Genomic DNA, 26,484 nt, shown 5'->3' with positions numbered 1-26,484 from the left:
ACATGGAGACCACCATCTATCGTCCGAAACATAAGGTTCGCTTTGTTACGTCCTCCGCGCTGTTTGACGGCCATGACGCATCGATCAACATCATGCGCCGCATTCTGCAGTCGTCGGGCGCAGAAGTCATCCACCTTGGCCACAACCGCTCCGCCGAAGAGATCGTCAACGCGGCGGTGCAGGAAGACGCGCAAGGCATCGCGATCTCGTCTTACCAAGGCGGCCACGTCGAGTTTTTCAAATACATCTACGACCTGCTGCAAGAGCGCGGCGCGACGCACATCAAGATCTTCGGCGGCGGCGGCGGCGTCATCGTCCCGGAAGAGATCCGCGATCTGGAAAACTACGGCATCGCCAAGATCTACTCGCCGGAAGACGGCCGCAAGATGGGCCTGCAGGGCATGATCAACCACATGCTGGAGAGCTCCGACTTCCCGACCGCCAAGCAGGCGGAAGCGGAACTGGCCAAGCTGAAAGAGAAAAATGCCCTGGCGATCGCCAAGCTGATCACCGTGGCGGAAGAAGCGGTCTACCAAAATGATGAACAGCACCAAAAGCTGCTCACCGAGATCCGCGATTCGGTGCAGAACGTGCCGGTCATCGGCATCACCGGCACCGGCGGCGCGGGCAAATCGTCCTTGACCGACGAACTGGTGCGCCGTTTCCTGAACGATTTCACCGACAAGACGATCGCCATCCTCTCCGTCGACCCGTCGAAGCAGAAGACCGGCGGCGCGCTGCTCGGCGACCGCATCCGCATGAACGCGATCAACAACTCCCGCGTCTACATGCGGTCGCTGGCGACCCGCGAATCCCGCTCCGAGCTGTCGGCGGCGATCAAAGAAGCGATCGACGTGGTGAAAGTGGCAGGCTATGACCTGATCATCGTTGAAACGTCGGGCATCGGCCAAGGCGACGCGGAGATCACCAAAGTCACCGACCTCTCCTTGTACGTGATGACGTCCGAGTTTGGCGCGCCGTCGCAGTTGGAGAAGATCGACATGCTCGATTTTGCCGACCTCGTCGCGATCAACAAGTTTGAGCGCAAAGGCTCGCAGGACGCGTTGCGCGACGTCAAGAAGCAATATCAGCGCAACCACAACCTGTGGGAGCAAAACGCTGACAACATGCCGGTCTACGGCACGATCGCCAGCCAGTTCAACGACCCGGGCACCAACGTCCTCTACCGCGCCCTGATCGACAAGATCAACGAGAAAAAGGGCCTGAATTGGGAGTCCCAGCTCGATGTCAAAGAGAGCATCTCCAAGAAGAACTACATCATCCCGCCGGAGCGCACCCAGTACCTCGGCGAGATCGTCAGCTCGGTCCGCGACTACAAGAAGTTCATCAACGCCCAGGCGGCGATCGCCCGCAAGCTGTTCCAACTGAAAGGCGTGCGTGAACTGTTCAACGGCCAAACGGACATGCTGGCGGCGCTCGATGCGCAGATCGACAACTTCGAAGGACAGCTGCATCCGGAAGCGAAGCGCCTGATCGAAAACTGGCCGAAGTTGAAAGAGCTGTATACCGCCGATGAATTTGTCACCAAGATCCGTGACAAAGAAATCCGCACCATCCTGTTCACCGAGTCGCTCTCCGGCACCAAGATTCCGAAAGTCGCCTTGCCGAAGTACGAAGACTGGGGCGACCTGCTGAAGTGGCTGATGAACGAAAACGTGCCGGGCGAGTTCCCGTACACCGCCGGCGTATTCCCGTTCAAGCGCGAAGGCGAAGACCCGAAGCGCCAGTTCGCCGGTGAAGGGACGCCGGAGCGTACCAACCGCCGCTTCCATTACCTGTCCAAAAACGACGATGCGAAGCGCCTGTCCACCGCGTTTGACTCGGTCACCCTGTACGGTGAAGATCCGGACTACCGCCCGGACATCTACGGCAAGATCGGGGAATCGGGCGTTTCGATCTGCACCTTGGAAGACATGAAGAAACTGTATGCGGGCTTTGACCTCTGCGCGCCGTCGACCTCTGTGTCGATGACGATCAACGGCCCGGCGCCGATGATCCTCGCGATGTACATGAACACGGCGATCACCCAGCAGCTGGCGAAGTTCGAAGCGGACAACGGCCGCCAACCGACCGAGGAAGAAGCGGCAAAGATCCGCGCTTACACCTTGTCGACCGTGCGCGGCACCGTGCAAGCTGACATTCTCAAGGAAGACCAGGGTCAGAACACCTGCATCTTCTCGACCGAATTTGCCCTGCGCATGATGGGCGACATCCAGCAGTATTTTATCGACCACAAAGTGCGCAACTACTACTCGGTGTCCATCTCCGGCTACCACATCGCCGAAGCGGGCGCCAACCCGATCTCGCAGCTGGCCTTCACGCTGGCGAACGCGTTCACCTACGTGGAGTACTACTTGAGCCGCGGCATGAACATCGACGATTTTGCGCCGAACCTGTCGTTCTTCTTCTCGAACGGCATGGACCCGGAATACACCGTCATCGGCCGCGTGGCGCGCCGGATCTGGGCGACGGCGATCAAGAACAAATACGGTGGCAACGACCGCTCGCAGAAGCTGAAGTACCACGTGCAGACGTCCGGCCGCTCCCTGCATGCGCAGGAGATCGACTTCAACGACATCCGCACCACGCTGCAAGCGCTGCTGGCGCTGCAGGACAACTGCAATTCCCTGCACACCAACGCCTACGACGAAGCGATCACCACGCCGACCGAAGAATCGGTGCGCCGCGCGATGGCGATCCAGATGATCCTGACCAAAGAGTTTGGCCTCTTGAAGAACGAAAACCCGGTGCAAGGCGCGTTCATCGTCGAAGAGCTGACCGACCTTGTCGAAGAAGCGGTACTTCAGGAGTTCCAGCGCATCTCCGACCGCGGCGGCGTGCTCGGCGCGATGGAGACGCAGTACCAGCGCGGCAAGATCCAAGAGGAATCGATGTACTATGAGCACAAGAAACATGACGGCTCCCTGCCGATCATCGGAGTGAACACCTACCTCAACCCGAAGACCCAAGGCGACGACTATGAAGCGCCGGAGATCGAACTGGCCCGCGCGACGAAAGAAGAAAAAGAGCTGCAGATCGCCAACCTGCGCGCCTTCCAGACGGAAAACGCAGCGGAGTCGGCCGCAGCATTGAAGTCGCTGAAAGCGACGGCGATGAACGGTGGCAACATCTTCGCCGAGCTGATGGAGACGGTCAAGACCTGCTCCCTCGGCCAGATCACCCAAGCTCTGTACGAAGTGGGCGGACAATACCGCCGCAACATGTAAGACACACAAAAAAGCGACCCTTCGCAAGGAGAGTCGCTTTTTGCTGTCTTTCGAATCAATTAAGGAGCCAGCGGGATGTTGAACACAGAGATCGCGATGAAGGTGAGCAGAAACACGATCATGGTGATCACAAAGGAGATCAGCAGTTCGACGAGCAGCGGACCCCAGAAGGCGACCGCGCCGGAGACGCCAAACACTTCTTTGAGCAGCTGTACGCGCAGCAGGTACATGTAGATCAGCCCCAGGAAGACGAGGAAGATCAGGAAAAAGGAGGCGCTCAGCGGTGCGGCGAGCACGCTTAGCACGGCGGTCGGATAAAAGGTGTACGGATAGTATTTTTTCAACAGGTTCCATTTCGACTGGCGTTCGATCTTGTCGACCGGCAGACGGTCGGACGCAAACATCAACAGGCCAAGACGCGAGGTCAGCACAAACAAAAAGCGCTGCACGATAAATTGCACCGGCGGCAACAGCAGCACGAAAATCCATTTGTAATTGCCAAATTGCGATTCGAAAAAGGGGTCGATGGCGAAGTAAAACGCCATGTTGATCATCAGCAGCACAATGACGACGTTGGCCAGGCGGCTTGTCAGATTCGCATTGGGCTTTTGCAACAGCAGTTGGATTGACTCCTGTGAGCGGAACATCAATCGTCCAAGCAGTGACAACAAGAATAGTTCCTCCTATCTGCATCTCTCTTCCGTTAGTATAACGTAAAAAAGAAAACCCGGCATCTAATGCCGGGTCGGTTGGCAGCGATTCTTAGACTTCAAACAGATCGAGTTCGCGGTTGAGCTGTTCGACGAACAGGCCGGCGTCGGTGACGATCCCGATCGTCTGCGTGGAACCGCGGTCGGCAAGCTTAGAGACGACCGCCGGGTTGATGTCGACGCAGATCGTCTTGCAGGTCGCCGGAATCATGTTCGCCGTGCCGATCGCATGGAGCATCGTCGAGATGATGATCACCATATCGGTGCCTTGCACCAGCTCGGAGTAGCGCGCCTGTGCCTTGCACAGGTCCATCTCGGTGTCCGGCAGCGGTCCGTCATCGCGGATCGAGCCGGCCAGAGAGAACGGCACGTTGTGCTGGACCAGCGTGTACATGATGCCGGAGCGCAGCTCGCCCGCCCGCACGGCGTTTTCGATCGAGCCGTGGAAGCGCATGCGGTTGATCGCCGACAAGTGGTGGCGGTGGCCGCCGGAGACGACGTCGGCCGTCTTCGTGCTGATGCCAAGCGAGGTCGAGTACAGCGCGTTTTCGATGTCATGCGTCGCCAGCGCGTTGCCCGACAGGACTGCCTGTACATAGCCTTTTTCGATCAGGCCGCAGAACGGAGCCATGCCGCCGGTGTGAATCACGCCGGGGCCTGCCACGAAGACGATGCGGCCGCCGCGGTCGCGGATCGCTTTCATATCGCGGGCGATCTTGCGGATGATCACCGGATTCTGGCGCTCCGAAGAAACGTCCCCTTGCATGAAGCCGAACTCCTCTTCATTTTTCGTCGGCAGGTCGAGGAAGGCGATGCGGATGCCGCCGTGGCCGACGACGATGTCTTCGCCTGCGATGACGTCGCGCATCAGGTTGCAAAACGGTGTGTTGTTTTCGTCAAACGTGATCACGCCGTCCATGCGCAAACGGGTGACCGGAATCCAGTTGCCGTCGCGGAAGATAAAGGTCGGTTTATTGGAAGTGGCATGAAAATCGTCCGGCACCACGCCGTCTTTCGGCGCCGGTTCCATTTTGAGCTCGGTGGAATGGATACGCTTGCAGCCTTGTTCGATAAACAGTGCCGAGACGTGCTCCAAACGCTCCGGGGACACGTAGATCGAGAAGCGCATCGGCTTGGTGCCGTGCAGTTCCAGATGGGCGTCTTCGCGGGCTGCGAGATCTTCTAAATCGACCAGCGTCGGTGTATGTGCATGCAACTCAAAGACTTCCTGTATGTACATGTGGAATGAACCCTCCCTGGGAATTATGCTTTTTTTAAGTATACAATTTTCCTACATCAATTGATAGCATTTACATATTGAATTTTTGCGATTCGGAAGGAAAGCAGGTAAAACGCGAAACTTGTCGAATATCCTCAGATGTACTAAGGGGTGATATCGCCATGCATATGACTTCGACCGACGCGTTACAGCCGGGAGCGAAGCTGGCCAAACCAATCTACAGCAGCAACGGCAGCGTGCTTTTAGCAGCAGGGAAAGAGCTGAGCCAGAGTATGATTCAACGGCTGCTCGACCTGAACGTGACACAGGTTTACATAGACGATCCCAGAACGAGCGATCTGATCATCGAGGACGCGATCTCCGAACCGACGCGCAGCCGCGCGGTGAAAGTGGTGTACGAGACCTTCTCGCAGATGATCGAGTCGCGCAAATGGATGCGCTCGATCGCCAACCCGCGCCTGGGGCGGGAGTTTCGCGGCGTCTTTGAAGACATCTTGTATGATCTGCAATCGAAAAAGCAGGTCATGCTGCAATTGACCGGCATCTATACGACCGACAACTACCTGTACAGCCACTCGGTCAACGTCGGCATCTACTCGGCGGCGCTTGGCATGGCGCTCGGGCTGAAGCGCGATGCGCTGATCGACCTCGGCATCGGGGCGTTGCTGCACGACATCGGCAAGACGATGGTGCCGATGGAGATCCTGATGAAGCCGGGCAAGCTGACCGACGAAGAGTACGCGCTGATGAAGCAGCATGCCTTTTGGGGCTATGAGATTTTGAAAGAGCATGACGACATCCCGCTGATCTCTGCACACTGCGCCCTGCAGCACCATGAGCGGCTGGACGGCTCCGGCTATCCGCGTTCCTTGCAAGGCGATGGGATCCATCTCTACGGACAGATCGTCGGCATCGCCGATGTGTACGACGCCTTGACATCCAACCGCGTCTATCGCAAAGCGTACCTGCCGCACGAAGCGCTGGAGATTCTGTTTGCTTCGACCGGTCAGTTCGACGGCGACCTGATCCGCAAGTTCCGCGACAACGTGGCGCTGTACCCGCTGGGGCTGACGGTGACGCTCAACTCGGGCGAGACGGCGGTGGTCGTCGACATCAACACCAAGTACCCGCACCGGCCGATCCTGCGCGTGCTGAAAGATGCTGAAGGCCGTGACCTGCAGCATCCGCACGAAGTGGATCTCTCGCAGGATCTGACCTTGATGATCACCGATTGCGAGGAGATTTTGTGATCTTGATCACCAGTGGATCTTGCCCGGTCGGGCGGATCAGCGTCGCCTGCTCCTGCCCGTGCAGGAGCTTTTTTACTTCCTGCTGCGCACCGGCGCGCGCCATTTCGAACCACGCGTACAGCGGGTTGGCGGTACCGTAGTAGATGCGCTGGCGCACGCGGCGGAACGGCCACAGCTCACAGCCGCCGATCAGCACAGACGAGTCGGTCAGCACCTCCTCATCGAGGCGCCATTCGCCGCCGAGCAGCTGCAGCGTCGTCTCGCCCAGATAGGCGCCGACCGACAGCACCAGCGTCTCCTCAGGCGTCTGGCCAGGCTCGGTGATCAGGGAGAGCAGGCGGTCGGCGTCCTTCAGGCTCTCTTCGCTGTAATCGAGCACGAACGGCGCGCCGACCTGCCCGCGGAAGATTTCCGCAAGGTCATGAAACAGAGTAGCGATAACGATCAGTCCTTTCCAGCCAATACAGGTAGTCTACCATAGAAGGGCACGATCTTTACAAACACCCGGGATATGGGTAAGTTAGAGGTTAGAATTTGCTTTCCGGATTCGCTTTTCCAGATGTGTCTTCGAGACCAGATTTGTTTTAGAGAAAGGATGCTTCCTTTGTTCAAACTGCGCGACAACCCGTATGTGCGCTATCCGTCCCCGTGGGATGCGTATGCGACATTGCCTCTGTCGGTGCCGATCTCCGAAGCGTTTTGCAAAACGAAGATCACGCCGAATCAGATCACCGTGATCTCTTTTGTCATCGCCCTGTTTGCCGTGTGGTGTTTTGCGCTCGGCACGCCGTGGATGCTGGTGCTCGGCGGCCTGCTCTATCAACTGTCCTACATTTTGGACTGCTGCGACGGCTATGTGGCCCGCAAGACGAAGCAGTCTTCCAATTTCGGCTTTTGGCTCGATCATATTTTGGATGAGCTGAAACTCGCCCTGCTCGTGCTCGCCCTCGTCTACGGCCAGCAGCGCGTCGGGGAGCTCGACGGCTGGATGCTCACCGCATCCTGGGTGCTGGCCGGTCTCTACATCTATACCCGCGCCTTCTCCAAAGGCGACCTGCTGATCAAAGAGACGATCGAAAACAGCGCCGCCGCCAAAGCGGACACCACAGCGGCAGACAGCAGCGCCGCTCCGGAGCCGATCGTGATCAACGGGATGTCGATGACGCCGTTCCAAGCCCGCCTGTACCGCAAATTCACGATCGTCACGCCGTTTTCGGTCATCGAGAGCCAGGCGATCATCTTCTGCCTGATGCCGATCGTGCAGCTGCCGATCTTCGGGCTGCTGCTGACGCTGGTCATCACCGTGCTCTGGCATCTGCTGTTCGACGTATACCGCTATTGGAAGCGCGCCGGCTGGCGTTAACCTGTATGGCTGCCCCCTTTGGGATGATTCCCAAAGGGGGTTTTCTGTCATAATCGACGGACCGCAGGACTACTGTTTAGGTAAGGGAGCTGGAGAAACGCCGTAAAGGGGGAAGCGACTGTGGAACCTTTCGACCTGGATGATGATACGCTGCTGGCCGCACACGACCCGTCCGAGATGTTCGGAGCACTCTACGGGCTGCCGGAACAGCTGGAGGAAGCGGTGCGCCTGATGAAACACACGGGTGCTATATTTGATGCGTCTCTCGTGCAGACGATCGTCATCACGGGACTCGGCGGCTCGGCGGTCGGCGGCGATATGCTGCGCACCTATGCCGGCGACAAGTGCCCGGTGCCGATTCTCGTCAATCGCAGCTATACCTTGCCTTCCTATGTGGGAAAAGACACGCTGGTCATCGCCGTCTCCTATTCGGGCAACACGGAAGAGACGCTGTCCGCCTACGCGGACGCCAAAGCGCGCGGGGCGCAGATCGTCGCCATCACCGCAGGGGGACATTTGAAAAAGCAGGCTTGGCGGGACGGCCATCCTGTGATCACCGTGCCGGGGGGCTTGCAGCCGCGGGCGGCGGCCGGCTACCTGTTCATCCCGCAGCTGATCTTGCTGCAGCAGGCCGGTCTGTTGCCGAACGCGACGGCGGAGATCGAGGAGACCCTGCGCCTGCTCCGCGAGATGCGCAAACTGCTGGCGCCGCAAGCGCAGACCGAGCAGAACCTCGCCAAGCAGATCGCCCGCAAGCTCTACGGCAAGATACCGCTGATCCACGGCGCGGCCGGATTGACCGAAGCGATCGCATACAGATGGAAGACGCAGCTCAATGAGAATGCGCAGACCCCTGCGTTTGCGCACTGCTATCCGGAGCTCAATCACAATGAGATCGTCGGCTTTGATGTGCCGCAGGAACTGATCGAAAAGCTGGAGATCATCACGCTGACCTGCAGCCGTCATCATTCGCGCGTCCAGAAGCGGATCGAGATTACCGGCGGCGAAGTGCTGGCCGACGCTGCCTGCGGGCAGACCGAACTGAAGGCGCTGGGCGAAAGCGACCTGGCGCAGATGTTTTCGCTGCTCTATGTCGGCGATTATGCGTCCTCCTATCTGGCGGTGCTGTACGGCCTCGATCCGACACCTGTCGAAAAAATCGAACTTCTCAAGCAACGATTAACAGACGTACCTTGACGAAGTGATAGATCGTAGTTTACGCTTTAAAAATGAAAGCTCCGTGTGTAACGGAGCTTTTTATTTCAAGAGGGTTGGATTGGAAACGGAGGATGGAGATGCGCTCGATCGAAACTCTCCGCATACTCATAGCGGATCAACAAGGAGTCTTAGAAGAATGGATGCATCTGCTGGCCGAACAAGGCTCGGACATGCTGGATCGGTTTGGCAGAGAATATCTGACACAGCAAAGTGAACGCTTTCTCGGCAGTCTGATCAAATTGCTTGATGAGCAGTCCGATAACAACCGCGTGGATGAGCGGGAAGGTGCTAACCGTTTGCTGCAGGAACTGTCGCTGCTCGGCACGCAGGCCGGGTCGAGCCCGAAATCCTTCATGCCATACGCTTTGACGCTCAAAGAAGTGATCTTCCACCGGCTGCAGGCGATGCAAGGCGCGGAACTCAGCGTGATCTACGCCGTGATCGGCCAACTGGACCGCATGTTTAGCAAAATGTCGCATTTTTACTATGAAGAATATATCAACCGCCGCGAACAGGTGATCAAAGCCCAGGCGCTGGCGATCCAGGAGCTGTCTGCGCCGGTGATCCAGGTCTGGGAAGGCGTCCTCGCCCTGCCGCTGATCGGGACGATCGACACTCAGCGCGCGAAAGGTATCATGGAGAACCTGCTCGAAGAGATCGTGTGCACCAAGTGCCCGCATGTGATCATCGACATCACGGGCGTGCCGATCGTCGACACCGGTGTCGCCGAGCGCCTGATCAAAACGGTCGAAGCGGGACGTCTGGTCGGTGCGGAGTGCATCCTGACCGGGATTCGTCCGGAGGTGGCGCAGACGCTGGTCATGCTTGGCGTATCGCTTGGCGACATCGTCACCAAAGCAACGCTGCAGGCAGGTCTCGCTCACATTTTGAAGACGCGTGAACCGGACAGACTTCAAGTGGAAGAGAGTGTTATCTGATGCAGGTACCGATCTTGAAAATGAACGATGTACTCATCGTCACGCTCGGCAATGGCATCACCGATGATGAAGCGATCGCCATCAAGCACAACATACTCGTGAAGATCAAGGAAACAGAATGCCAGGGTCTGCTCATCGACATCTCGGTCGTCGATCTCATCGACAGTTTTATGGGCAGAATCCTCAACGAGATCGCAGAGATGGCAAAGCTGATGGGCTCCCGCACCGCCATTACGGGGATGAGTCCGCAAGTCGCCATCACGATGATCGAACTCGGCTTGAAGTTCCAAGGTGTATATACGGCACTAACGGTCGAAAAAGGATTCGAATGGCTCAGAAATCCGAACACGGGAGCGTAGCAGATGCAGGACACAATACAGATTCTCAGCGAAACGGATGCGATTGTCGCCCGCCAGAGAGGCCGTGAAATCGCGCGGCAGTTGGGGTTCTCAGTGGTGGATCAGACGCGAATCGCGATCAGCATATCGGAGCTCGCACGGAACATCATCCTGTATGCGGGCTCTGGCGTCGTGGAAGTGACGGCGATGCATGGCGAACACGGGGATGTGGGAATCGAGGTGTTGGCGGCCGATAAAGGGCCTGGGATTGCAGATCTCAACCTTGCGCTGCTGGACGGATTCTCCACGTCGAACGGTCTGGGCATGGGGCTGCCTGGGACCAAGCGTTTGATGGACGAGTTTCGAATCGATACCGCACCGGGTGCGGGCACGCGGATCACCATTCGTAAATGGTTGCACAACCGCAGCTATTAGAGAGGAGTGGGCGACGATCAGAATCGGAGTAGCGATCTCCCCACTCGAGCCGAACAGCGGAGACGGGTATATGGTGCGCGACTACGGCGGCAAGACGCTGATCGTCGTCGCCGACGGGCTGGGTCATGGGCTGCGCGCCTTTGAAGCGGTGGATACTTTGTGCAGTCTGATTCAAGCAGCGCCGCTAATGCCTTTGCCCGACCTGCTGTTGTGGAGTCACAAGCAGATGCGCCAGACGCGCGGCGCGGCGGTGGCGGCGCTTTTGCTCGACCGGGCCGCCAAGATCGTCACCTACAGCGGGATCGGCAACATCGCTTTTTGGCACATTAACGCCCGCATCGGAGCGATCTCATCGAAGCGGATGGTCAGCGGCATTCTCGGGTATCGTGAAATTGCGCCGCTGCAGTTCTCCTTTCCCTATCTGGAAGGTGACCGGCTGCTGCTGCACACCGACGGGGTGCAGGGCAATCTGCGCGCGCACCTGGAGATCTGGCATCGCCCGCCGGAGCGGACAGCACTTGACGTGATCGAACTGTTCTCCACAGGACAGGACGACGCGTTGGCGCTGGTCGTGCGGCTGGGGCGCAGCGACCCGCAGGTGCTGGAACAGGTCTGCACGGCAAACCAACTGAATGAGAAAGCGGACAGCAACAAAACCTAACGGTGGATTCCATTTCGGAAACCGCCGTTTTTTTATTCCGTGCAGCCTAAGGGAGATACAGCCATGTCGTTGTTTCGAACGAAAAGCATCCAAGAACTGATCCGCACCTCTCAAGAGGGCAAAACGCTGAAAAAAACGCTGGGCACGTGGGACCTGACGATGCTGGGGGTCGGAGCGATCATCGGGACGGGCATCTTCGTGCTGACCGGGGAAGGGGCGCTGACCGCCGGTCCCGGTCTGATCTTGTCGTTTATCATCTCCGGCATCGTCTGTGCGTTTGCGGCGCTCTGCTACGCCGAATTCGCGTCGCTGGTCCCGGTGTCCGGGTCGGTCTACACCTACAGCTATGCCACGCTCGGCGAGTTTATCGCCTGGCTGATCGGCTGGGATCTGATCTTGGAGTACGCGTTGGCCACTTCGGCCGTCTCGGCAGGCTGGTCCGGCTATGCGCAGTCGCTGGCGGCAGGCTTCGGTCTGCATTTGCCGACGGTGCTGAGCGCAGCGCCGGGCGCGGTGAAAGGCGTCACCACCTATTTCAACCTGCCCGCCTTTGTGATCATCCTGCTTGTCACCACGTTGCTGTCGGTAGGCATCAAAGAGTCGACGCGGGTGAACAACATCATGGTCTTGATCAAGGTGGCGGTGGTGCTCTTGTTTATCGTCGTCGGGGTCGGCTATGTGAAACCGGCGAACTGGACGCCGTTTCTGCCTTTCGGATTCAAAGGGGTGCTCGAGGCATCGGCGCTGGTGTTTTTCGCTTACATCGGCTTTGACGCGGTGGCGTCGGCAGCGGAAGAGGCGCGCGACCCGAGGCGCGACCTGCCGCGCGGCATCATCTACTCTCTTGTGGTCTGCACCCTGTTCTATGTGGTCGTCTCGGCGGTGATGACCGGGATCGTGGAGTATCCGCGCTTTGAAGGGATCGCGCATCCGGTGTCGCTGGCTCTGCAAGTGGCGGGACAGAACTGGGTGGCCGGCTTTATCGACTTGGGGGCGATCCTCGGCATGACCACCGTGCTGATCGTGATGACGTACGGGCAGACGCGGATCTTTTTCGCGATGTCGCGCGACGGGCTGCTCCCGCGGATGTTTTCCACCGTCCATCCGAAGTTTCAGACGCCGCTCGGGTCGACGTGGATGGTCGGCATCGTTTCGTCGCTGGTCGGCGGGTTCGTGCCGCTCGGGCAGTTGGCGGAGTTGACCAACATCGGGACGCTGGCCGCCTTTACGCTCGTCTCGGTGGCGATCCTCGTCTTGCGCCAAACGCAGCCGGACCTGCCGCGCGTGTTTAAAGTGCCGGGCGTTCCGGTCGTGCCGATGTTGTCGATCCTCTTTTGCCTGACCTTGATGACACAGTTGAAAGCGCTGACGTGGATCGCATTTGTGATCTGGCTTTCGATCGGGCTGATCGTGTATTTTCTCTATTCCCGCCATCACTCGGTGTTGAACGACAACTAGAAAGAGGTGTTACGATGCGTGCGAGCAAATGGGTGGCATTGACGCTGGCGATGGCGCTCGCGTCCACCGCAACGACCGCCTGCGGGATCTTGCGGACACCGTATGAGCGGCAAAAGATTCAGGAGAACGGCGGCACGGCCAAGAAGCCGAACAAGGAGCAGGCGGCCGATGCCGGCGGCGGCGGTGGAGAAGGCGGTGGTGGAGGCGCCAAAACGGCCGGCAAGAAGAAGGAAGACCCGCAGATCGCCAAGGAGAAAAAAGAGGGTGAGAAGAAAGCGGGCGAGTCGGAGAGCCTGGGTCAGCGTAAAGAGCGCTTAAAGGGCCAAGGGCTGCTCTATGTCCTCCCTGGCGCCAAAGATCGTCTGGAAGGGCTCCGGCCCGGCGTGAAGAAGGAGGCAGAGCGGGCGAAGGTCAAAGGCGAGGCGGAGGCCGAGAAGCCGGCCAAAGCGGTGCAACTGCGCCACAGCGGCAACATGTCGGCCGAAGTGTCCAAGCTGGAAGGCGTCGTCGAAGCGATCGTGCTGGTCGATGAGAAGGGCCATGCGTTTGTCGCGCTGAACGAAGACCGGAAAGTCAAAGCCAAAATGGTCAAAGCGCCCCGTGAAGCCAACGAGCGGATCGATGTCAAAACGGAAGGCGACATCCCGCAGCCGATTCAGGAGCGGATCGCCGCGAAGATCCGTGCGATGGATAAGAACATCGGGACGGTGCATATTACGAACAGCGCCGACCATGTGAAGAAATTTCAACGCTATGCCGGACAAGCGGTCAAAGGCGATCTTGATGAGACGGCGCATGCGGCAGCCGACCACATCACCGACATTTGGAAATAAAAAGAGGTCGTGTCTCCTGGGACACGACCTCTTTCGCTTAGTATTCGGTCGCGTTGCTGTACGGCAGACCGGGATAGCCTTGCGCGGTCAGGTTGCGCATCGCGCGGTCGACCATCGTCACCGGCACGTCGAGCTGGTTGGCGACATCGACCACCGACTCGATGCTGTTTCCTGCTTGCAGTTGCTGCAGGACATAAGTCTCGATGTTGAGCTGCAGTTCGCGTTGATCCATCTGGCCGGACCTCCCCTCAGGCGTAGAGTTCCCTTGTAGCGTACCCGGCGGGGAAAGGACTTACTCGACACATCACAGAAGCAGGTCCAGCAAAAAACCACCGCCCGCGATCGGACAGTGGTTTCGTCTTACCTGTCGTCTTCCTGCTCCTTCACAACATCCCGCATTCCTTCTTTAAACTCGCGCAGCCCTTTGCCGAGCGCGCGCCCTGCCTCTGGCAGTTTGCTCGGACCAAACACGATCAGGGCGAGCACGAGGATCAAGATCATGCCCGGCACGCCGATGTTGGCAAGCATCCCGCTCACCTCCAGCCATCGTTTCCGCTTAGGGTGTTCCGCTAGGCTTTCGGATATGCATAGTGCTGCACCAGGCTGACAAATTCAGAAGCCGCCCGCGACTGAAACCGGCCGGCCCGCTCCAGCACAGACAGCGGACGGGAGTAGCGAAAGGCGTCCACGGTCAGGCGCTTCAGGCTGCCCGTCTGCAGCTCGCGGCGGACGCACCATTGGGAGAGGATGGCCAGACCCATCCCCGCTTCGACCGCTTCTTTGATGCCTTGCGTGCTGCCGATCGAGATCACTTTGCGGGGCTCGACCCCGATTTTTTGCAAATAATCTTCTGCGGTCGCCCGCGTGCCGGAACCTGCTTCGCGCAGGATGAACGCGTGCTCTTCCAACTGTTCGGCGCGCACAGCTGCAGAACGGGCCAGCGGATGGGAAGGCGGCGCAAACAGCACCACTTCGTCATCCAGAAAAGGGGTCAAGGTCAGATGGCGATGCTGCAGCCGTCCTTCGACCACCCCGGCATCGATGCTGTAATCGAGCATCATCTCGCCGATCTCTTCCGTGTTGTGGATCAGCATGTTGAGTTCAACTTCCGGAAAGCGCTGCGTGTATTCGGCGAGCACTTGCGGCAGGATGTATTCTCCGATCGTAAAGGTCGCGCCGATCGTCAGCTTCCCGGTCACCCGCCCCATCAGGTCATCGAGCGCCCCTTTGCTTTTCGCGGAGAGGTCGAGAATCTGCTTGGCATAGGGAAGCAGGGTTTCGCCGGCGGCGGTCAGCTCGACCCGCTTGCTGGTGCGTTCAAACAGTTTGGTGCCATAATACTCTTCCAATGTATGAATCTGCTGCGAGATCGCCGGCTGGGTCAGGCGCAGCGCTTCGGCCGCCCGGGAGAAGCTCTTCTTCTCCGCGACCATCGCAAACACTTGCAAATGCGTGTTGATCACTAAAAGGCCCCCTTCTGGTCCTCTCCTCCTATTGTACCAGAGTTTACGTGGCGCAATGAGCCTTCCTCTGCGCACACTACCTGTGCAAGTTACAGGAGAAGGAGGAGTCGAGAACGTGAAAAAATGGATCAAGACCACAGTGGCTGCTCTGATGCTGGCTTCGACGATCGTCCTGCCGTCCTTCACCCAGACAGCGGAAGCGGAAGCGGCCGTTTCCTACACCGTGCAGCCGGGCGACAGCGTCTGGAAGATCGCGGTGAAATATCAGATCGGGGTGTCGGACATCGTCGGCGCCAACAATCTGAAGAATCCGAGTCTGATCTATCCGGGCCAGAAGCTGATCATCCCGCAACTCGACCCGAAAGTCGTGCAGTTCCAGAACCGCGTCGTGCAACTGACCAACGCCGAGCGCGCCAAACTCGGCCTGCGCCCCTTGAAAATGAACTGGGAGCTGCAGCGCTGCGCCCGCGTGAAATCGGAAGACATGCGCAACCGCAACTATTTTTCGCACAACTCACCGTCCTACGGTTCGCCGTTTACGATGATGAAAAGCTTCGGCATCACCTATTCCACGGCGGGTGAGAACATCGCCGCCGGACAGCAGACGCCGGAAGCGGTCGTCGCTTCGTGGATGAAGAGCCCGGGCCACCGCGAAAACATCCTCAAGGCCGAATACGCGGAGATCGGCTGCGGCGTGGCGTTTGGCGGTTCGTACAAAGTGTACTGGACGCAGCAGTTCATCAAGCGTTAGGCTACCGGATCGATGACCTAAGCCAGCCGGGCACTGCCCGACTGGCTTTTCTATGCTACTATAAGGCTACGAGAAGGAAGAAAGGCCAGACGAGAGGAGCCCCAACATGGCAATCGAAACGGAAGTCAAATTTCGCACCGACGCAGATTCCTGGCAGAAGATCCGGGAAGATTTTGAGGGTACATACAAGCTCGACCACATCGAGGAGCAGACCAACCAGTATTTCAACACTCGCGACGGCGAGCTCGACCGCCGCAAGATCGGTCTGCGTCTGCGCCTGGTCAAAGGGCGCTCGATCGTCAACATCAAGCGCGACACGAAAGAGTCGCACAAGCGCGAGGAGATCGAGGAGGCGTACGAAGGCACGCTGGATTCCTTGCCGCAAGACAGCCTCATTCTGCAGAATCTGCTCGCCGAGATCGGCTGTCGCTATGAAGACATCGTGCCACATGTGGCGATGACGACCAAGCGCTATGTGTACCTGATCGAGGAGCCGACGGTGCAGATCGAAGTGTGCTTCGACGACGTTGTGATCACCGGCAACGGGCGCGACTACCCGCTGTACGAGATCGAGTTCGAGCTCGTATCGGGAGACGAAGCGCGCCTGCTGGAGCTGACCGCCGCGTTTCGTGCTAAGCATAGCAGCCAGGTGGAGCAAAGCGCCGTTTCCAAGCTTGCCTACGCGCTGCATCTCGTGCAAAATTAAGTTCGTAACATCCTTGTGCAGACTAGAGCAGCCCACACTTGCGGGCAGAGGAGAGGATTTTATGAACACGTTTTCCGAACAGCTCCGCGCGACGGGGGCGGGGATCTGGGAGCAGATCCATGCGCACCCGTTTGTCGTCGGAATGGGGGACGGAACGCTTGAGAGCGAGCGTTTCGCCTATTACATGGTGCAGGATTACCTGTACCTGATCGAATTTAGCCGGCTGTTTGCGCTCGCGGCGTCGAAAAGCGAAGATCTGCAGACGATGGGCAAATTTGCGGAACTGCTGCACGCCACGCTCCATGTGGAGATGGACCTGCACCGCCAGTACGCCGCCAAATTCGGCCTGACGCCGCGCGATCTGGAGACGGCGCGCATCGCACCGACCACTCACGCCTATTCGCGCCATCTGCTGCATACCGTGCAAACGGGCACGATCGCCGAGATGGTCACCGCGATCCTGCCCTGCCAATGGGGCTATCACGAGATCGCCGTGCGCCTGAAGGAACAGGGCGGACTGGAGAGCGGATCGCTCTATACCGAATGGATCGCGATGTACGCGTCCGATGAGTTCAAGTCGCTGTCCGACTGGCTGCGCGGCTGGCTCGACGACATCGCCGTCGATTTTTCAGACGCAGAGCGCCGCCGCCTGACCGAGCTGTATCTGACCGGCAGCCGCTATGAATGGATGTTCTGGGAGATGGCGTACCGGATGGAAGAGTGGCCGGTCTAAGACCTGATAGAACCAAAAAGCGTCCCCGCCGCGGCAGGGACGCTTTATTTTTCCAGTGTGAGCGATGTCAAAAGCGGGAACAATTTTGATACAACCTGCTGCAACCTGCTGTAGAGTCAGTGGTTCGACAAGTCTCGACACGATGCGCGTCGCACGTGGCAAACCCGCTATATGATACCACATATCCAGAAGCTTTTGCAATTGTCAGACAATGAAATTCATAAAAAAGTAACAAATTTCATTGACGAATGTCACAGATTTGCTAGAATGAGAATCAAGTATGTGAAATTCGACACAATTAGGGTGGGGAATCATGGCGAAAAAAGTCGTAATTCTAGGAGCCGGCTACGCTGGTCTCGTCTGTGCACTTGAACTGAACAAGTTGACGACGGCACAAGAAGTAGAGATTATCCTTGTCAATAAACATGAATATCATCAATTGGTGACCCAGCTGCACGAACCGGCAGTCGGCGCCAAAGCAGAAAAAGATGTCACGCTTTCGATCAACTCGATCCTTGGCGGGAAGAAGATCAAGTTCGTCAAGGACATGGTCGTGTCGATCGACAAAGAGGCGAAAGAAGTCACGCTGGAGAACAGCAAGCTGTCCTACGATTACCTGGTCGTTGCACTGGGTTCCGAGACAGAGTACTTCGGCATTCCGGGCCTGAAAGAGTACAGCTTCACCTTGAAGTCTGTCAACCAGGCGAACCGCATTCGCGAACACATCGAGAACTGCTTGAAAACATACAATCAGGACAAAAAAGACAGCAAGCTGACGTTCGTCGTCGGCGGTGCAGGCTTCACCGGCATCGAGCTGGTTGGTGAACTGGCCGACATGCTGCCGGTGCTGGCGGCGAAGCACAACGTGCCGAAAGACAAGATCAAGCTGATCAACGTCGAGGCAGCGCCGATGATCCTGCCGGGCTTTGATGAAGAGCTGGTCTCGATCGCCAAGAAGTCCTTGGAAGGGCGCGGCGTGCAGTTCATCATTGGCACTCCGGTCGTCCAAGTCGAGCCGGGCGTGGTGCACCTCAAGTCGGGCGACACCATCCCGACCGAGACGATGATCTGGACGGGCGGCGTGCGCGGCGTTCCGGTCGTGGCGGAAGCGGGCTTCGAAACCGAGCCGCGCGGCCGTGCGAAAGTGGACGAGTACCTGCGTGCTGTCGGCAACGAAGATACGTGGATCATCGGTGACTCCTGCTTCGTGCTGGCGCCGAACGGCCGTCCGTACCCGCCGACTGCGCAGATCTCCACCCAGATGGGGGAAAACGCTGCGGTGAACATCTACTCCTCGATGAAGCACATCAAGAAAGAAAAGTTCGATCCGGTGCTGCTCGGTGCAGTGGCGTCCCTCGGCCGCAAAGAAGCGATCGGCTCGCTCGGCAGCAAGATGAAAGCGAAGGGGTGGCTTGCGTATCGCGTGAAAGACGCGTCCAAGTACCGCTACCTGGCGAAGATCGGCGCCCTGCTCAAGTCCTAGTTTACGGAGGCGGTCCCTGCAATGAGCCAACAAGGCGGCAAGAAATTGAACGTCTATAAAGATGACAACTGGAACCAGATGAACATCCACCAGCACGGACGCCGTTATGTGGTCTCCGAGATCTCTTCGGTCGAAGGTGAACTGACCTACGACTTTACCTCCCGCCAAGAGATGCAACGCTGGGCGGAACAGCGCTTCTCTCCGGCGAACTTCAGCGGCACGGAAGAAGAACGCGCGGAAATCCTCGCCAAGTTCAAACGAGTATAATCGATTCAGCCCCTCTCGCGAGGGGCTTTTTTCATAAATCCGCACAAGCCCAGCGCTCTGCTCACACCCGGTTCATACGCTGTAAGTACAAGGATGATTGAACCTGTAGTGAAGGGGTGAATCCAAATGTCTTTCGTACTGACCGGCTGGATGATGTACACCATGTGGGCGGTGCTCGGGCTGATGACGCTCGACCTGTTGATGGGCGTCTACAAGAGCATGAAGAGCAATTCTTGCTCCCTTGGTCAACTGTCCGACTTCCTCGGCGGCGTCATGACCTATGTCTTTCCGCTCTTGATTCTCGCGAGCCTGAACAAAACGGACATCGATCCCACGGGTGGCTGGATCTTGCTCGTGCTGTTCTATCTGACTGGGATCGGCGTGATCTGGAAGCTCTTGCTGGGCATCAAGAGCAAATTGTAAATGGCCATAAGCACTTTGCTCGATTGGGCAAGGTGCTTTTTACATAGGAAAAACTGTAAAATAAGACTTTAGTCCCATGAGAAAGATGGTCAAGCGGTGTAGACTGGAAAGTATAATAAAATAGAAAATCTTTTCTGACAAATGACTGACTGCTTGTCCGGTCATCGTGTGACCGAACCCTGACTACGAGTGCCTCGCCGGATCGTTTCTGTGCGTGCTCGAACTAGGAGGTTGTGTCTATGTTTCAGTGTCCTGCGTGTGGAGAATTGATGGAGATCTTAACCAATAACCATTGTGTAAGAGCTCACGGCATGACAAAGAAGGAACTGATTGACAACTTCGGGGCCCCGAAATACGTGACCCCCACGATGAGTCGGGAAGTACAAAACTGGATTAAAGAGTCCACCATCATCTCAAAAGTAGATTTCGATGTAGCACAGGCGGCGGCGCGGAACATGGTCCGGCGCTCCTAGAGCGCATCCGCTTACATAAGATCCCCCTTGCACCCCTTTGAGAGAACGTCTGTGCAGGGGATTTTTGCATTCCGGGAACTTTTGCTTTGGAATACTTTTCCGAGTACTATAAGAACATACTAGCAAATATAGTATGCCCAAAGGCTCGGAATACGAAAGGATGAATAGACCGATGAATCAGTTTCAAACCCGTGAGGAACGCGGCATCTACGTTCACGTATTGCCCACCGATAAGTTCCGGATGAACACGATCGTCGCCACCTTTACGCAGGAGCTGCGCGAAGACACGGCGACGCCATTGGCCTTGCTTCCCTATCTGATGAACCGCGGCTCGGAGCAATACCCGACCCCGGAGCAGCTGCAACTTGCGCTCGACGAGCTGTACGGCGCCTCGATGTCGGCGACGGTCGACAAAAAAGGGGAGCGTCAGGTCGTCGATTTCTCGATGAACGTGCCCAATGAGAAGTTCCTCAAACAAGGCGAAGGCCTGTTCCAAAAGGCGCTCGGCATCCTCTCCGATGTGATGCTCCGCCCGCTCTTGCAGGACGGCGCGTTTCTGCCCGAATATGTGGAAGCGGAGAAAGAGCAGCACAAGAAGCGCATCGCGGCGGTGATCGACGACAAGATGAACTACTCGCTCGAGCGCTGCAACGAAGAGATGACGAAAGGCGAGCCCTACGCCATCCCGCGCCTCGGCTTCGAAAACAAGATCGACGAGATCAATCCGCAGTCGCTTTATGACGTCTACCAGCGTCTCCTGAAGACGGCGCCGATCAACATCTACGTCGTCGGCGACGTGGACACCGATGCGGTGGCGGCGGAGATCTTCCGCGTCTTCAACATGGAGCGCGAGCCGCAGGGTGAATTCGCACCGGTGCAGATCCGGCACGAGACCAGCTCCGTCAAAGAGGTCGTCGACCACATGGACGTCAACCAAGGCAAACTGAACGTCGGCGTCTGGTCGAACGTGGCCTGGGCGTCTGATGACTATGCGGCGATGCAGGTCTGCAACGGCGTGCTCGGCGCATTCCCGCATTCCAAACTGTTCGTCAACGTCCGCGAGAAGCACTCGCTGGCTTATTATTGCATGTCCCGTCTCGACGGTCACAAAGGGATCATCAGCGTGTTCTCCGGCGTGGAATTCGACAAGATCGACCAGGCGCTGGAGATCATCCGCGAGCAGTTTGACGTGCTCAAAAACGGCGAGATCAGCGAAGAGGAGATGGAGTTCACCAAGGCCGGACTTGTCAACGCGTACAAGACGGCGATGGACAATCCGACTTCGATCGCCGATTTCCATCTGAACGGTCTGCTCGCCGGCCGCATCCGCACGCGCGAAGAAATGATCGATGCGTTCCAAAGCGTGACGGTCGAAGATGTCGTCCGCGTCGCCCAAGGCCTGCAGTTTGACACGATCTATACGCTTCGCAATGAGGAGGGGAACCACGGTGCGTGAAATTCGCAATGAGCAGCTGAAATTATCCGCGTTTCACGATCAACTTGACAACGGACTCGACGTATACGTGATTCCACGGGAAGGATTCAAGCAGACGTACGCGATGTTCTCCACCAAATACGGCTCGATCGACCGCGAGTTTGTCGTGCCCGGCGAGTCGGAGCCGACGATCGTGCCGGACGGCATCGCGCATTTCCTCGAGCACAAGATGTTCGAGCAGGAGAATGGGGAAGACGTGTTCAAGACGTTTGCCCGTTACGGAGCGATGTCGAACGCGTTCACGTCGTTTGACACCACCGCCTACCTGTTCTCGTCGACCGACTTCCTGGATGAGAACCTGACCACGCTGCTCAACTACGTGCAGGAGCCGTTTTTTACCGACGAAAACGTCGAAAAAGAAAAAGGGATCATCGAGCAGGAGATCCGCATGTACGATGACGACCCGAACTGGCGCGTCTACTTCAACCTGATCGAAGGCATGTATCAGGTGCATCCGATCGCGATCGACATCGCAGGCACCGTGGAGACGATTCAGCAGATCGACAAAGATACGCTGTACAAGTGCTACAACACCTTCTATCATCCGAGCAACATGTCGGTCGTCGTGGTCGGCGACTGCGACCCGGCGCACGTGCATGCCCTGATCCGTGAGAACCAGGCCGGCAAGAAGTTCCAGCGCCAGCCGGAGATCGAGCGCATCTTCCCGGATGAACCGACCCCGGTGCGCCGGGCCCGCCACGAAGAGCGCATGCTGATCTCGATGCCGAAGCTGCAATTCGGCTATAAGGACATGAGCCGCCCGACCGGCAAGGACATGATCATCAACGAGTACGCCACATCGATCGGCCTCGAAGCGCTGATCGGCAAAAGCTCGGCTCTGTTCAACAAAATGTACGAGGAAGGCATCGTCGACAAGCGCTTTGGCTGGTCGTACGACGCGACCCCGCGTTTTGCCCATTCGTTGTTTGGCGGCAACTCCAAGGACCCGGACCGCGTGCTGCAGGTGGTCGAAGCAGCGTTCGCCGAGGCGCTGCAAAACGGCATCTCCGAAGCCGACTTCAACCGCGCCCGCAACAAGATGATCGGCCAGATGGTCTCGACGCTCGATTCGGCGCGCGCCATCGCCCGTCATTTCACGACCTACACGTTCCGCAACGCCGATTTCTTTGACATCATCGACGTGATGGAGAACTTGACGCTGGAGCAGGTCAATCAGCGGCTGCGTGAACATCTCGTGCCGGAGATGCTCACCGTTTCCATCGTCTTGCCCAAATAAAAGATCATGCAACATCGAAGCGGCCTTGAATGCAAATTCAAGGCCGCTTATTTTATGGGAAAATATGGTTGCCTATTTGGAGTATACAGACTATACTAACACTATTACTACTAAAATATTTAATATCAGGAGACGGGAGTAATGGAACGCAACTCCTGGGTTATCGAGCCGCGGGAAGTGGGCGGATCGGGGGACACGAGTCCCGCTGCATTCGCCAGACGGCTGGAGATGGACATCGCCGACATCGACCGCCAAGAGCTCGACGTGCGCTACTACGAGAAGCTCGTCGAGTTCGAAGCGAAAGGCCTGATCAAGCGGAAAGACGGCAAGGTCAAGCTGATCCGCGAAGGCCAGCCGTGGTACATGAACATGATGATCGAGATGCTTCCGGAGCGGATACGCGCCTTGCATGACCTCGGCACGGAGAAGCTGGACGAGCGCACCGGTTTCACGTTTGACGACGAATTGATCATGCTTTCATAAGCGGCATCCAGCACGCGGGAACCCCCTGTGTGCTGGCTTTTCGCGTACCTGATAAAGGAGGAATTCTCATGAGCAGTCCCAAAGCGGTAGCCAAAGAGCCTTCCCTGTTCCGCAATCGCAATTATACGATGCTCTACCTCGGCCAGCTCGTCTCGCTGTTTGGCGACTGGTTCCGCGGCGTGGTGATGATCGTCGTGCTCTACGATCTGCATCCCTCCGCCTCGACGGTCGGCGGCATGTTTATCGCCACGATTCTGCCTTCGCTGTTTGGCAGCATCTTCGTCGGCCCGCTGGTCGACCGCTGGAACAAAAAGAAGATCATGATCTGGACCAACCTGCTGCGCTTCGTGCTGACCCTTGGGATCGTCTGGGGCGTCTATCTGGCGGACATCTGGGTGATCTACGGCCTGATGGTGATCTCCAGCATCATTTCTGCCGCCTTCCAGCCGGCGCGCACGGCGGTGATTCCGGAGATCGTGCAAGAGAACCAGATCGTCAAAGCGACGTCGTCGTTCGCGATCTTGAACTCGGTGACGATGGTCGTCGCCAGCGCTTTGGGCGGTTTTGTCGCCGATTGGGTCGGACCGTACCCGATCATGCTGTTCGATGCGTTCTCCTATCTGTTCGCCGCCTTCTGCATCTGGCTGATGCGCTACCAGCCGCTGCAAAAAGAGGTCAAGCAGCGCCTGCCGTACTGGCAGCAGGTGAAGGAAGGCTATGACTATGTCAGAGCCACGCCGCAGCTGGTCGCCGTCTTTTGGATCACCGCTGCCCGTGACTTTGTGCTCGGCTATGTCTACATCCTGTTCGCCGTCTTCATCCTCGAAGTGGTGCAGACGGGCAATACCGGCATGGGCATCGGCTATTCGATGACCGCGGTGGCCTATCTGATCGGGGCGTGGCTGATCAGGTGGTATTTCAAAAGCAAGCCGTTTGAGGAAAGCGCCTTTTTCAAAATTTTCCTGCCCTGCCACATCATCTACGGCGTGGGGCTCGGCGTCATGTTTTCGATGACGGGCTGGTACTGGTTCCTCGTCGCGCTGGTCGTGACCTACATTTTCTCGCAAGGCGTCAACATCATCGCCGAAACCTCGCTGATGACTTACTCGCGGGCGGACAATCGCGGCCGCGTCGTCGCCTCGTGGCTGACTGCGTCGCGCCTGGCCTATGCGATCTCGCTCCCGCTGTTTTCGGTGATCGGCGGCTACATCCCGATCGCTGTCGGCGGCTACCTCTTGACTGCCGTCTGCGTGATTTCAGCCTTGTGCGTCTATCCGTGGCTGAAAGCAAGGCTCACCAGCCAGATGAAAGAAAAAACGACATTGCAAGCGTAAGAACCCTGATTCGATCAGGGTTCTTTTCTTTTCTTGCTTTGTCGAACTTTGTTGATAAAAATTAAAATAGAAACTAACTATTGAAAAGATAGTTTCTAAGAAATATAATTACTTCAAGCATTAAATAATTAATCAACGACGGGAGGTGTAAGTCATGGAAAAGAACTGGATCATTGCGGTTGAACGCAACTGGATCGTTGTGCAAGAGCGCAACTGGATCATCGTAGCGGCGTAATGGCGGGGATCGAATCTCTCGTCGACGGAGGGGGAACCGCGGTTCTCGCTCCGTCTTTCCTTAACGGCGTTCGAACTCATTGAGTTATCACATACATGACGCATGAACACACAACTTTCAGAAAGTTCAAAAAGAGGAGGCGTTATCCACATGTCCCATTCCGGATCGAAAGAATTGCCTTTTTCCAGCCTGCCGAAGATGTGGGTCTACCTGTATCCGTATCTTTCGCGCGGCGAGCTGTCGGTCGAACATGTGCGCCAGTTTTTGCAGCAGCCGGCGCCGAACCGTGGCAAGAAGACGCTGTACATGCACGTGCCGTTCTGTGACACGATCTGCACGTTCTGCCCGTTTGTCCGCTCCACCAACTATCAGGACAAGCTTCAGCCGTACGTCGACGCGCTGGTCAAAGAGCTGAAGTCGATCGCCGGCACCCCGCGCATGCAAGGCGTTGCGCTCGATGCGATCTTTGTCGGCGGCGGCACGCCTTCCGTGCTTTCGCCGGAGCAGATTCACCAGATCGGCGAGACGATCCACAGCAACTTCAAGCTGAAAGAAGGCTACGAGTGGACGTTCGAAGTCGAGGCGAAAAGCGCGACCGAAGACAAACTGAAAGCGATGCATGAGATCGGCGTCAACCGGATGTCGTTCGGTGTGCAGACCTTCAATCCGAAATACCGCAAGATGTTTAACCTGACCGCCTCGCACGACGAGATCAAGCGCACCCGCGAACTGGCCGGGAAGTACTTCAAAGGGTTTAACATGGACCTGCTGTACCAGTTGCCGGGCCAGTCGATCGATGAGATTCTGGAAGACCTGCAGCATGCGGTCGATCTGAACACGACCTCGATCGACGCCTACCCGCTCGATTACACGATCACCTCCAAAGGCTTCCTGCAGTCGATCAAAAAAGAACGCCTGCCGAAACCGCCGAACGCCTATGAGAAAGTCGCCCAGCAGGAAGTGGTGACGAACTTCCTCATCGAGCACGGCTACGGCCAGGAGTTCATCTATACGTTTATCCGCCAGAATGCGGAGCACAAGCGTTTCGTCTTTGGCGAGACCTTGTATGGCCACTACGAAGATGAGTGCATCGGTGCCGGGCTCTCGGCGTTCTCGTATCAGGCCGGCCTCGTCTACCGCAACTTCGATCAGGTGGAACCTTACATCCGAGCGGTCGAAGAGACGGGCTTCGGCGCGGATATCGTCAATGAGTACCACGCGATCGAAAAAGGACTGATCTACTTCCCGAAGCGGATGTCGATCGACATCGACGACATCGACCGCTTGGCGCTCGATGCCCGCTACTACGAGAAGCTCGATGAGTTTGAAGCAAAAGGCCTGATCGTCCGCGACGGCAATCTGCTCAAGCTGACCCGCGAAGGCCAGCCGTGGTACATGAACATGATGATCGAAATGCTGCCGGAGCGCACGAAACACCTGCACGATACGATCTCCGCCACGCTGAACGAACGGGCAGAATTTACGTTCGACGACGAGCTGATCGTCTTTGCTTAATAAGAAGAAAGCCACCGGACTGCGTGCAGTCCGGTTTTTTAATGTTTATTTACATCAAGCATTTAGGTGGACAAAACAAAATAATTTTCAGTTAATCATTGAAAACGCGTGTAATAATTTGCTTTACCCTTAAATAGAGATATAACGTAAGCGAAACGAGGAGGTGCGCGGAATGAAACAATGGATCGTCGTCG

28 protein-coding genes are annotated in these 26,484 nt (G+C 57.2%); 22 read left to right on the top strand and 6 right to left on the bottom strand.

The window, feature by feature from the left end; all coding sequences use genetic code 11:
- Positions 1-2 precede the first annotated feature (2 nt).
- Positions 3-3,248 carry a fused isobutyryl-CoA mutase/GTPase IcmF gene (gene icmF, locus EV586_RS09315; protein ID WP_132944823.1) on the top strand — a complete coding sequence of 1,082 codons (3,246 nt, stop codon included), beginning with the start codon at positions 3-5 and terminating at the stop codon, positions 3,246-3,248.
- 59 nt (positions 3,249-3,307) lie between these two features.
- Here icmF and EV586_RS09310 read toward each other — a convergent pair whose 3' ends face one another.
- Entirely contained in the window at positions 3,308-3,919 is a 612-nt protein-coding gene (locus EV586_RS09310; RefSeq protein ID WP_132944822.1) for a hypothetical protein, read from the bottom strand.
- A gap of 91 nt (positions 3,920-4,010) precedes the next feature.
- A complete protein-coding gene (locus tag EV586_RS09305; protein WP_132944821.1) occupies positions 4,011-5,198 on the bottom strand; it encodes an ornithine cyclodeaminase, nickel-pincer nucleotide-dependent in 1,188 nt (395 codons plus the stop codon).
- Positions 5,199-5,359: 161 nt separating this feature from the next.
- On the opposite strand from EV586_RS09305, the gene EV586_RS09300 reads away from it, so the two are divergent.
- Entirely contained in the window at positions 5,360-6,448 is a 1,089-nt protein-coding gene (locus tag EV586_RS09300; protein ID WP_132944820.1) for an HD-GYP domain-containing protein, read from the top strand.
- Here EV586_RS09300 and EV586_RS09295 read toward each other — a convergent pair.
- Positions 6,423-6,827 (bottom strand): hypothetical protein, encoded by a 405-nt coding sequence (locus tag EV586_RS09295; protein ID WP_132944819.1) that lies wholly within the window; start codon positions 6,825-6,827, stop codon positions 6,423-6,425. The genes EV586_RS09300 and EV586_RS09295 overlap by 26 nt on opposite strands.
- Positions 6,828-7,052: 225 nt before the next feature.
- On the opposite strand from EV586_RS09295, the gene EV586_RS09290 reads away from it, so the two are divergent.
- The 8 genes from EV586_RS09290 to EV586_RS09255 all read left to right on the top strand — a co-directional run bounded on the left by EV586_RS09290 (position 7,053) and on the right by EV586_RS09255 (position 13,692).
- A complete protein-coding gene (locus EV586_RS09290; RefSeq protein ID WP_165898469.1) occupies positions 7,053-7,811 on the top strand; it encodes a CDP-alcohol phosphatidyltransferase family protein in 759 nt (252 codons plus the stop codon).
- A gap of 120 nt (positions 7,812-7,931) precedes the next feature.
- Positions 7,932-9,008 (top strand): bifunctional phosphoglucose/phosphomannose isomerase, encoded by a 1,077-nt coding sequence (locus tag EV586_RS09285; RefSeq protein WP_207893881.1) that lies wholly within the window; start codon positions 7,932-7,934, stop codon positions 9,006-9,008.
- 161 nt (positions 9,009-9,169) lie between these two features.
- Positions 9,170-9,967 (top strand): STAS domain-containing protein, encoded by a 798-nt coding sequence (locus EV586_RS09280; RefSeq protein ID WP_165898467.1) that lies wholly within the window; start codon positions 9,170-9,172, stop codon positions 9,965-9,967.
- On the top strand, positions 9,967-10,326 hold the full coding sequence (locus EV586_RS09275) for an STAS domain-containing protein (RefSeq protein ID WP_132944816.1): 360 nt from the start codon (positions 9,967-9,969) through the stop codon (positions 10,324-10,326). Before EV586_RS09280 ends, EV586_RS09275 begins: the two co-directional genes overlap by 1 nt.
- Before the next feature lie 3 nt (positions 10,327-10,329).
- Positions 10,330-10,740, top strand: a complete 411-nt coding sequence (locus EV586_RS09270; RefSeq protein WP_132944815.1) for an anti-sigma regulatory factor — start codon at positions 10,330-10,332, stop codon at positions 10,738-10,740.
- A 70-nt stretch (positions 10,741-10,810) separates the two neighbouring features.
- Positions 10,811-11,401, top strand: a complete 591-nt coding sequence (locus EV586_RS09265; RefSeq protein ID WP_132944814.1) for a SpoIIE family protein phosphatase — start codon at positions 10,811-10,813, stop codon at positions 11,399-11,401.
- A 63-nt stretch (positions 11,402-11,464) separates the two neighbouring features.
- On the top strand, positions 11,465-12,859 hold the full coding sequence (gene bcaP, locus EV586_RS09260; RefSeq protein WP_132944813.1) for a branched-chain amino acid transporter BcaP: 1,395 nt from the start codon (positions 11,465-11,467) through the stop codon (positions 12,857-12,859).
- Positions 12,860-12,873: 14 nt separating this feature from the next.
- Complete coding sequence (locus tag EV586_RS09255; protein ID WP_132944812.1) at positions 12,874-13,692, top strand: hypothetical protein; 819 nt, start codon at positions 12,874-12,876, stop codon at positions 13,690-13,692.
- Positions 13,693-13,729: 37 nt separating this feature from the next.
- Here EV586_RS09255 and EV586_RS09250 read toward each other — a convergent pair whose 3' ends face one another.
- From EV586_RS09250 to EV586_RS09240, 3 genes are all read right to left on the bottom strand, one after another.
- A complete protein-coding gene (locus EV586_RS09250) occupies positions 13,730-13,924 on the bottom strand; it encodes a hypothetical protein (RefSeq protein WP_132944811.1) in 195 nt (64 codons plus the stop codon).
- Positions 13,925-14,052: 128 nt separating this feature from the next.
- Positions 14,053-14,220 (bottom strand): twin-arginine translocase TatA/TatE family subunit, encoded by a 168-nt coding sequence (locus EV586_RS09245; RefSeq protein ID WP_132944810.1) that lies wholly within the window; start codon positions 14,218-14,220, stop codon positions 14,053-14,055.
- 41 nt (positions 14,221-14,261) lie between these two features.
- On the bottom strand, positions 14,262-15,155 hold the full coding sequence (locus EV586_RS09240) for a LysR family transcriptional regulator (protein WP_132944809.1): 894 nt from the start codon (positions 15,153-15,155) through the stop codon (positions 14,262-14,264).
- 115 nt (positions 15,156-15,270) lie between these two features.
- Here EV586_RS09240 and EV586_RS09235 point away from each other — a divergent pair, with 115 nt between their 5' ends.
- From EV586_RS09235 to EV586_RS09180, 12 genes are all read left to right on the top strand, one after another.
- Entirely contained in the window at positions 15,271-15,906 is a 636-nt protein-coding gene (locus EV586_RS09235; protein WP_243652995.1) for a CAP domain-containing protein, read from the top strand.
- A 106-nt stretch (positions 15,907-16,012) separates the two neighbouring features.
- Positions 16,013-16,612 carry a CYTH domain-containing protein gene (locus tag EV586_RS09230; RefSeq protein WP_132944808.1) on the top strand — a complete coding sequence of 200 codons (600 nt, stop codon included), beginning with the start codon at positions 16,013-16,015 and terminating at the stop codon, positions 16,610-16,612.
- A 61-nt stretch (positions 16,613-16,673) separates the two neighbouring features.
- Positions 16,674-17,345, top strand: coding sequence for a thiaminase II (gene tenA, locus EV586_RS09225; RefSeq protein WP_132944807.1), 672 nt, complete (start codon positions 16,674-16,676; stop codon positions 17,343-17,345).
- A 313-nt stretch (positions 17,346-17,658) separates the two neighbouring features.
- Positions 17,659-18,828: an NAD(P)/FAD-dependent oxidoreductase gene (locus tag EV586_RS09220; protein ID WP_132944806.1), complete on the top strand. Its 1,170-nt coding sequence runs from the start codon at positions 17,659-17,661 to the stop codon at positions 18,826-18,828.
- Between the two features lie 21 nt (positions 18,829-18,849).
- Positions 18,850-19,095: a hypothetical protein gene (locus EV586_RS09215; protein WP_132944805.1), complete on the top strand. Its 246-nt coding sequence runs from the start codon at positions 18,850-18,852 to the stop codon at positions 19,093-19,095.
- 126 nt (positions 19,096-19,221) lie between these two features.
- Positions 19,222-19,518, top strand: a complete 297-nt coding sequence (locus EV586_RS09210) for a hypothetical protein (RefSeq protein ID WP_132944804.1) — start codon at positions 19,222-19,224, stop codon at positions 19,516-19,518.
- A 239-nt stretch (positions 19,519-19,757) separates the two neighbouring features.
- Entirely contained in the window at positions 19,758-19,991 is a 234-nt protein-coding gene (locus EV586_RS09205) for a hypothetical protein (RefSeq protein ID WP_087457126.1), read from the top strand.
- A 172-nt stretch (positions 19,992-20,163) separates the two neighbouring features.
- Positions 20,164-21,447 carry an EF-P 5-aminopentanol modification-associated protein YfmF gene (gene yfmF, locus EV586_RS09200; protein WP_165898465.1) on the top strand — a complete coding sequence of 428 codons (1,284 nt, stop codon included), beginning with the start codon at positions 20,164-20,166 and terminating at the stop codon, positions 21,445-21,447.
- The gene (gene yfmH / locus EV586_RS09195; RefSeq protein ID WP_481937759.1) at positions 21,440-22,723 is read left to right on the top strand and encodes a M16 family metallopeptidase; all 1,284 of its coding nucleotides are present in this window, start codon (positions 21,440-21,442) and stop codon (positions 22,721-22,723) included. Before yfmF ends, yfmH begins: the two co-directional genes overlap by 8 nt.
- Positions 22,724-22,864: 141 nt before the next feature.
- The gene (locus tag EV586_RS09190; protein WP_132944801.1) at positions 22,865-23,206 is read left to right on the top strand and encodes a hypothetical protein; all 342 of its coding nucleotides are present in this window, start codon (positions 22,865-22,867) and stop codon (positions 23,204-23,206) included.
- A gap of 68 nt (positions 23,207-23,274) precedes the next feature.
- Positions 23,275-24,540 (top strand): MFS transporter, encoded by a 1,266-nt coding sequence (locus EV586_RS09185; RefSeq protein WP_132944800.1) that lies wholly within the window; start codon positions 23,275-23,277, stop codon positions 24,538-24,540.
- 385 nt (positions 24,541-24,925) lie between these two features.
- Positions 24,926-26,290: a coproporphyrinogen-III oxidase family protein gene (locus EV586_RS09180; protein ID WP_165898463.1), complete on the top strand. Its 1,365-nt coding sequence runs from the start codon at positions 24,926-24,928 to the stop codon at positions 26,288-26,290.
- Positions 26,291-26,484: the final 194 nt, after the last annotated feature.

The sequence above is a fragment of the Tumebacillus sp. BK434 genome (assembly GCF_004340785.1).
Taxonomy (GTDB): Bacteria; Bacillota; Bacilli; order Tumebacillales; family Tumebacillaceae; genus Tumebacillus_A.
Note: the sequence above shows the minus strand (reverse complement) of the source record. Positions and strands in the feature narration are given on the sequence as shown.

Excerpts from the sequence above, each read along its gene's own strand:
- EV586_RS09190 (WP_132944801.1), top strand. The coding sequence starts at position 22,865 with ATGGAACGCAACTCCTGGGTTATCGAGCCGCGGGAAGTGGGCGGATCG.
- EV586_RS09255 (WP_132944812.1), top strand. The coding sequence starts at position 12,874 with ATGCGTGCGAGCAAATGGGTGGCATTGACGCTGGCGATGGCGCTCGCG.
- EV586_RS09205 (WP_087457126.1), top strand. The coding sequence starts at position 19,758 with ATGTTTCAGTGTCCTGCGTGTGGAGAATTGATGGAGATCTTAACCAAT.
- icmF (WP_132944823.1), top strand. The coding sequence starts at position 3 with ATGGAGACCACCATCTATCGTCCGAAACATAAGGTTCGCTTTGTTACG.
- EV586_RS09210 (WP_132944804.1), top strand. The coding sequence starts at position 19,222 with ATGTCTTTCGTACTGACCGGCTGGATGATGTACACCATGTGGGCGGTG.
- EV586_RS09215 (WP_132944805.1), top strand. The coding sequence starts at position 18,850 with ATGAGCCAACAAGGCGGCAAGAAATTGAACGTCTATAAAGATGACAAC.
- EV586_RS09300 (WP_132944820.1), top strand. The coding sequence starts at position 5,360 with ATGCATATGACTTCGACCGACGCGTTACAGCCGGGAGCGAAGCTGGCC.
- EV586_RS09250 (WP_132944811.1), bottom strand. The coding sequence starts at position 13,924 with ATGGATCAACGCGAACTGCAGCTCAACATCGAGACTTATGTCCTGCAG.
- EV586_RS09280 (WP_165898467.1), top strand. The coding sequence starts at position 9,170 with ATGCATCTGCTGGCCGAACAAGGCTCGGACATGCTGGATCGGTTTGGC.
- EV586_RS09275 (WP_132944816.1), top strand. The coding sequence starts at position 9,967 with ATGCAGGTACCGATCTTGAAAATGAACGATGTACTCATCGTCACGCTC.
- tenA (WP_132944807.1), top strand. The coding sequence starts at position 16,674 with ATGAACACGTTTTCCGAACAGCTCCGCGCGACGGGGGCGGGGATCTGG.
- EV586_RS09185 (WP_132944800.1), top strand. The coding sequence starts at position 23,275 with ATGAGCAGTCCCAAAGCGGTAGCCAAAGAGCCTTCCCTGTTCCGCAAT.
- yfmF (WP_165898465.1), top strand. The coding sequence starts at position 20,164 with ATGAATCAGTTTCAAACCCGTGAGGAACGCGGCATCTACGTTCACGTA.
- EV586_RS09305 (WP_132944821.1), bottom strand. The coding sequence starts at position 5,198 with ATGTACATACAGGAAGTCTTTGAGTTGCATGCACATACACCGACGCTG.
- EV586_RS09230 (WP_132944808.1), top strand. The coding sequence starts at position 16,013 with ATGGCAATCGAAACGGAAGTCAAATTTCGCACCGACGCAGATTCCTGG.
- EV586_RS09245 (WP_132944810.1), bottom strand. The coding sequence starts at position 14,220 with ATGCTTGCCAACATCGGCGTGCCGGGCATGATCTTGATCCTCGTGCTC.
- EV586_RS09220 (WP_132944806.1), top strand. The coding sequence starts at position 17,659 with ATGGCGAAAAAAGTCGTAATTCTAGGAGCCGGCTACGCTGGTCTCGTC.
- EV586_RS09265 (WP_132944814.1), top strand. The coding sequence starts at position 10,811 with ATGGTGCGCGACTACGGCGGCAAGACGCTGATCGTCGTCGCCGACGGG.
- bcaP (WP_132944813.1), top strand. The coding sequence starts at position 11,465 with ATGTCGTTGTTTCGAACGAAAAGCATCCAAGAACTGATCCGCACCTCT.
- EV586_RS09270 (WP_132944815.1), top strand. The coding sequence starts at position 10,330 with ATGCAGGACACAATACAGATTCTCAGCGAAACGGATGCGATTGTCGCC.
- EV586_RS09180 (WP_165898463.1), top strand. The coding sequence starts at position 24,926 with ATGTCCCATTCCGGATCGAAAGAATTGCCTTTTTCCAGCCTGCCGAAG.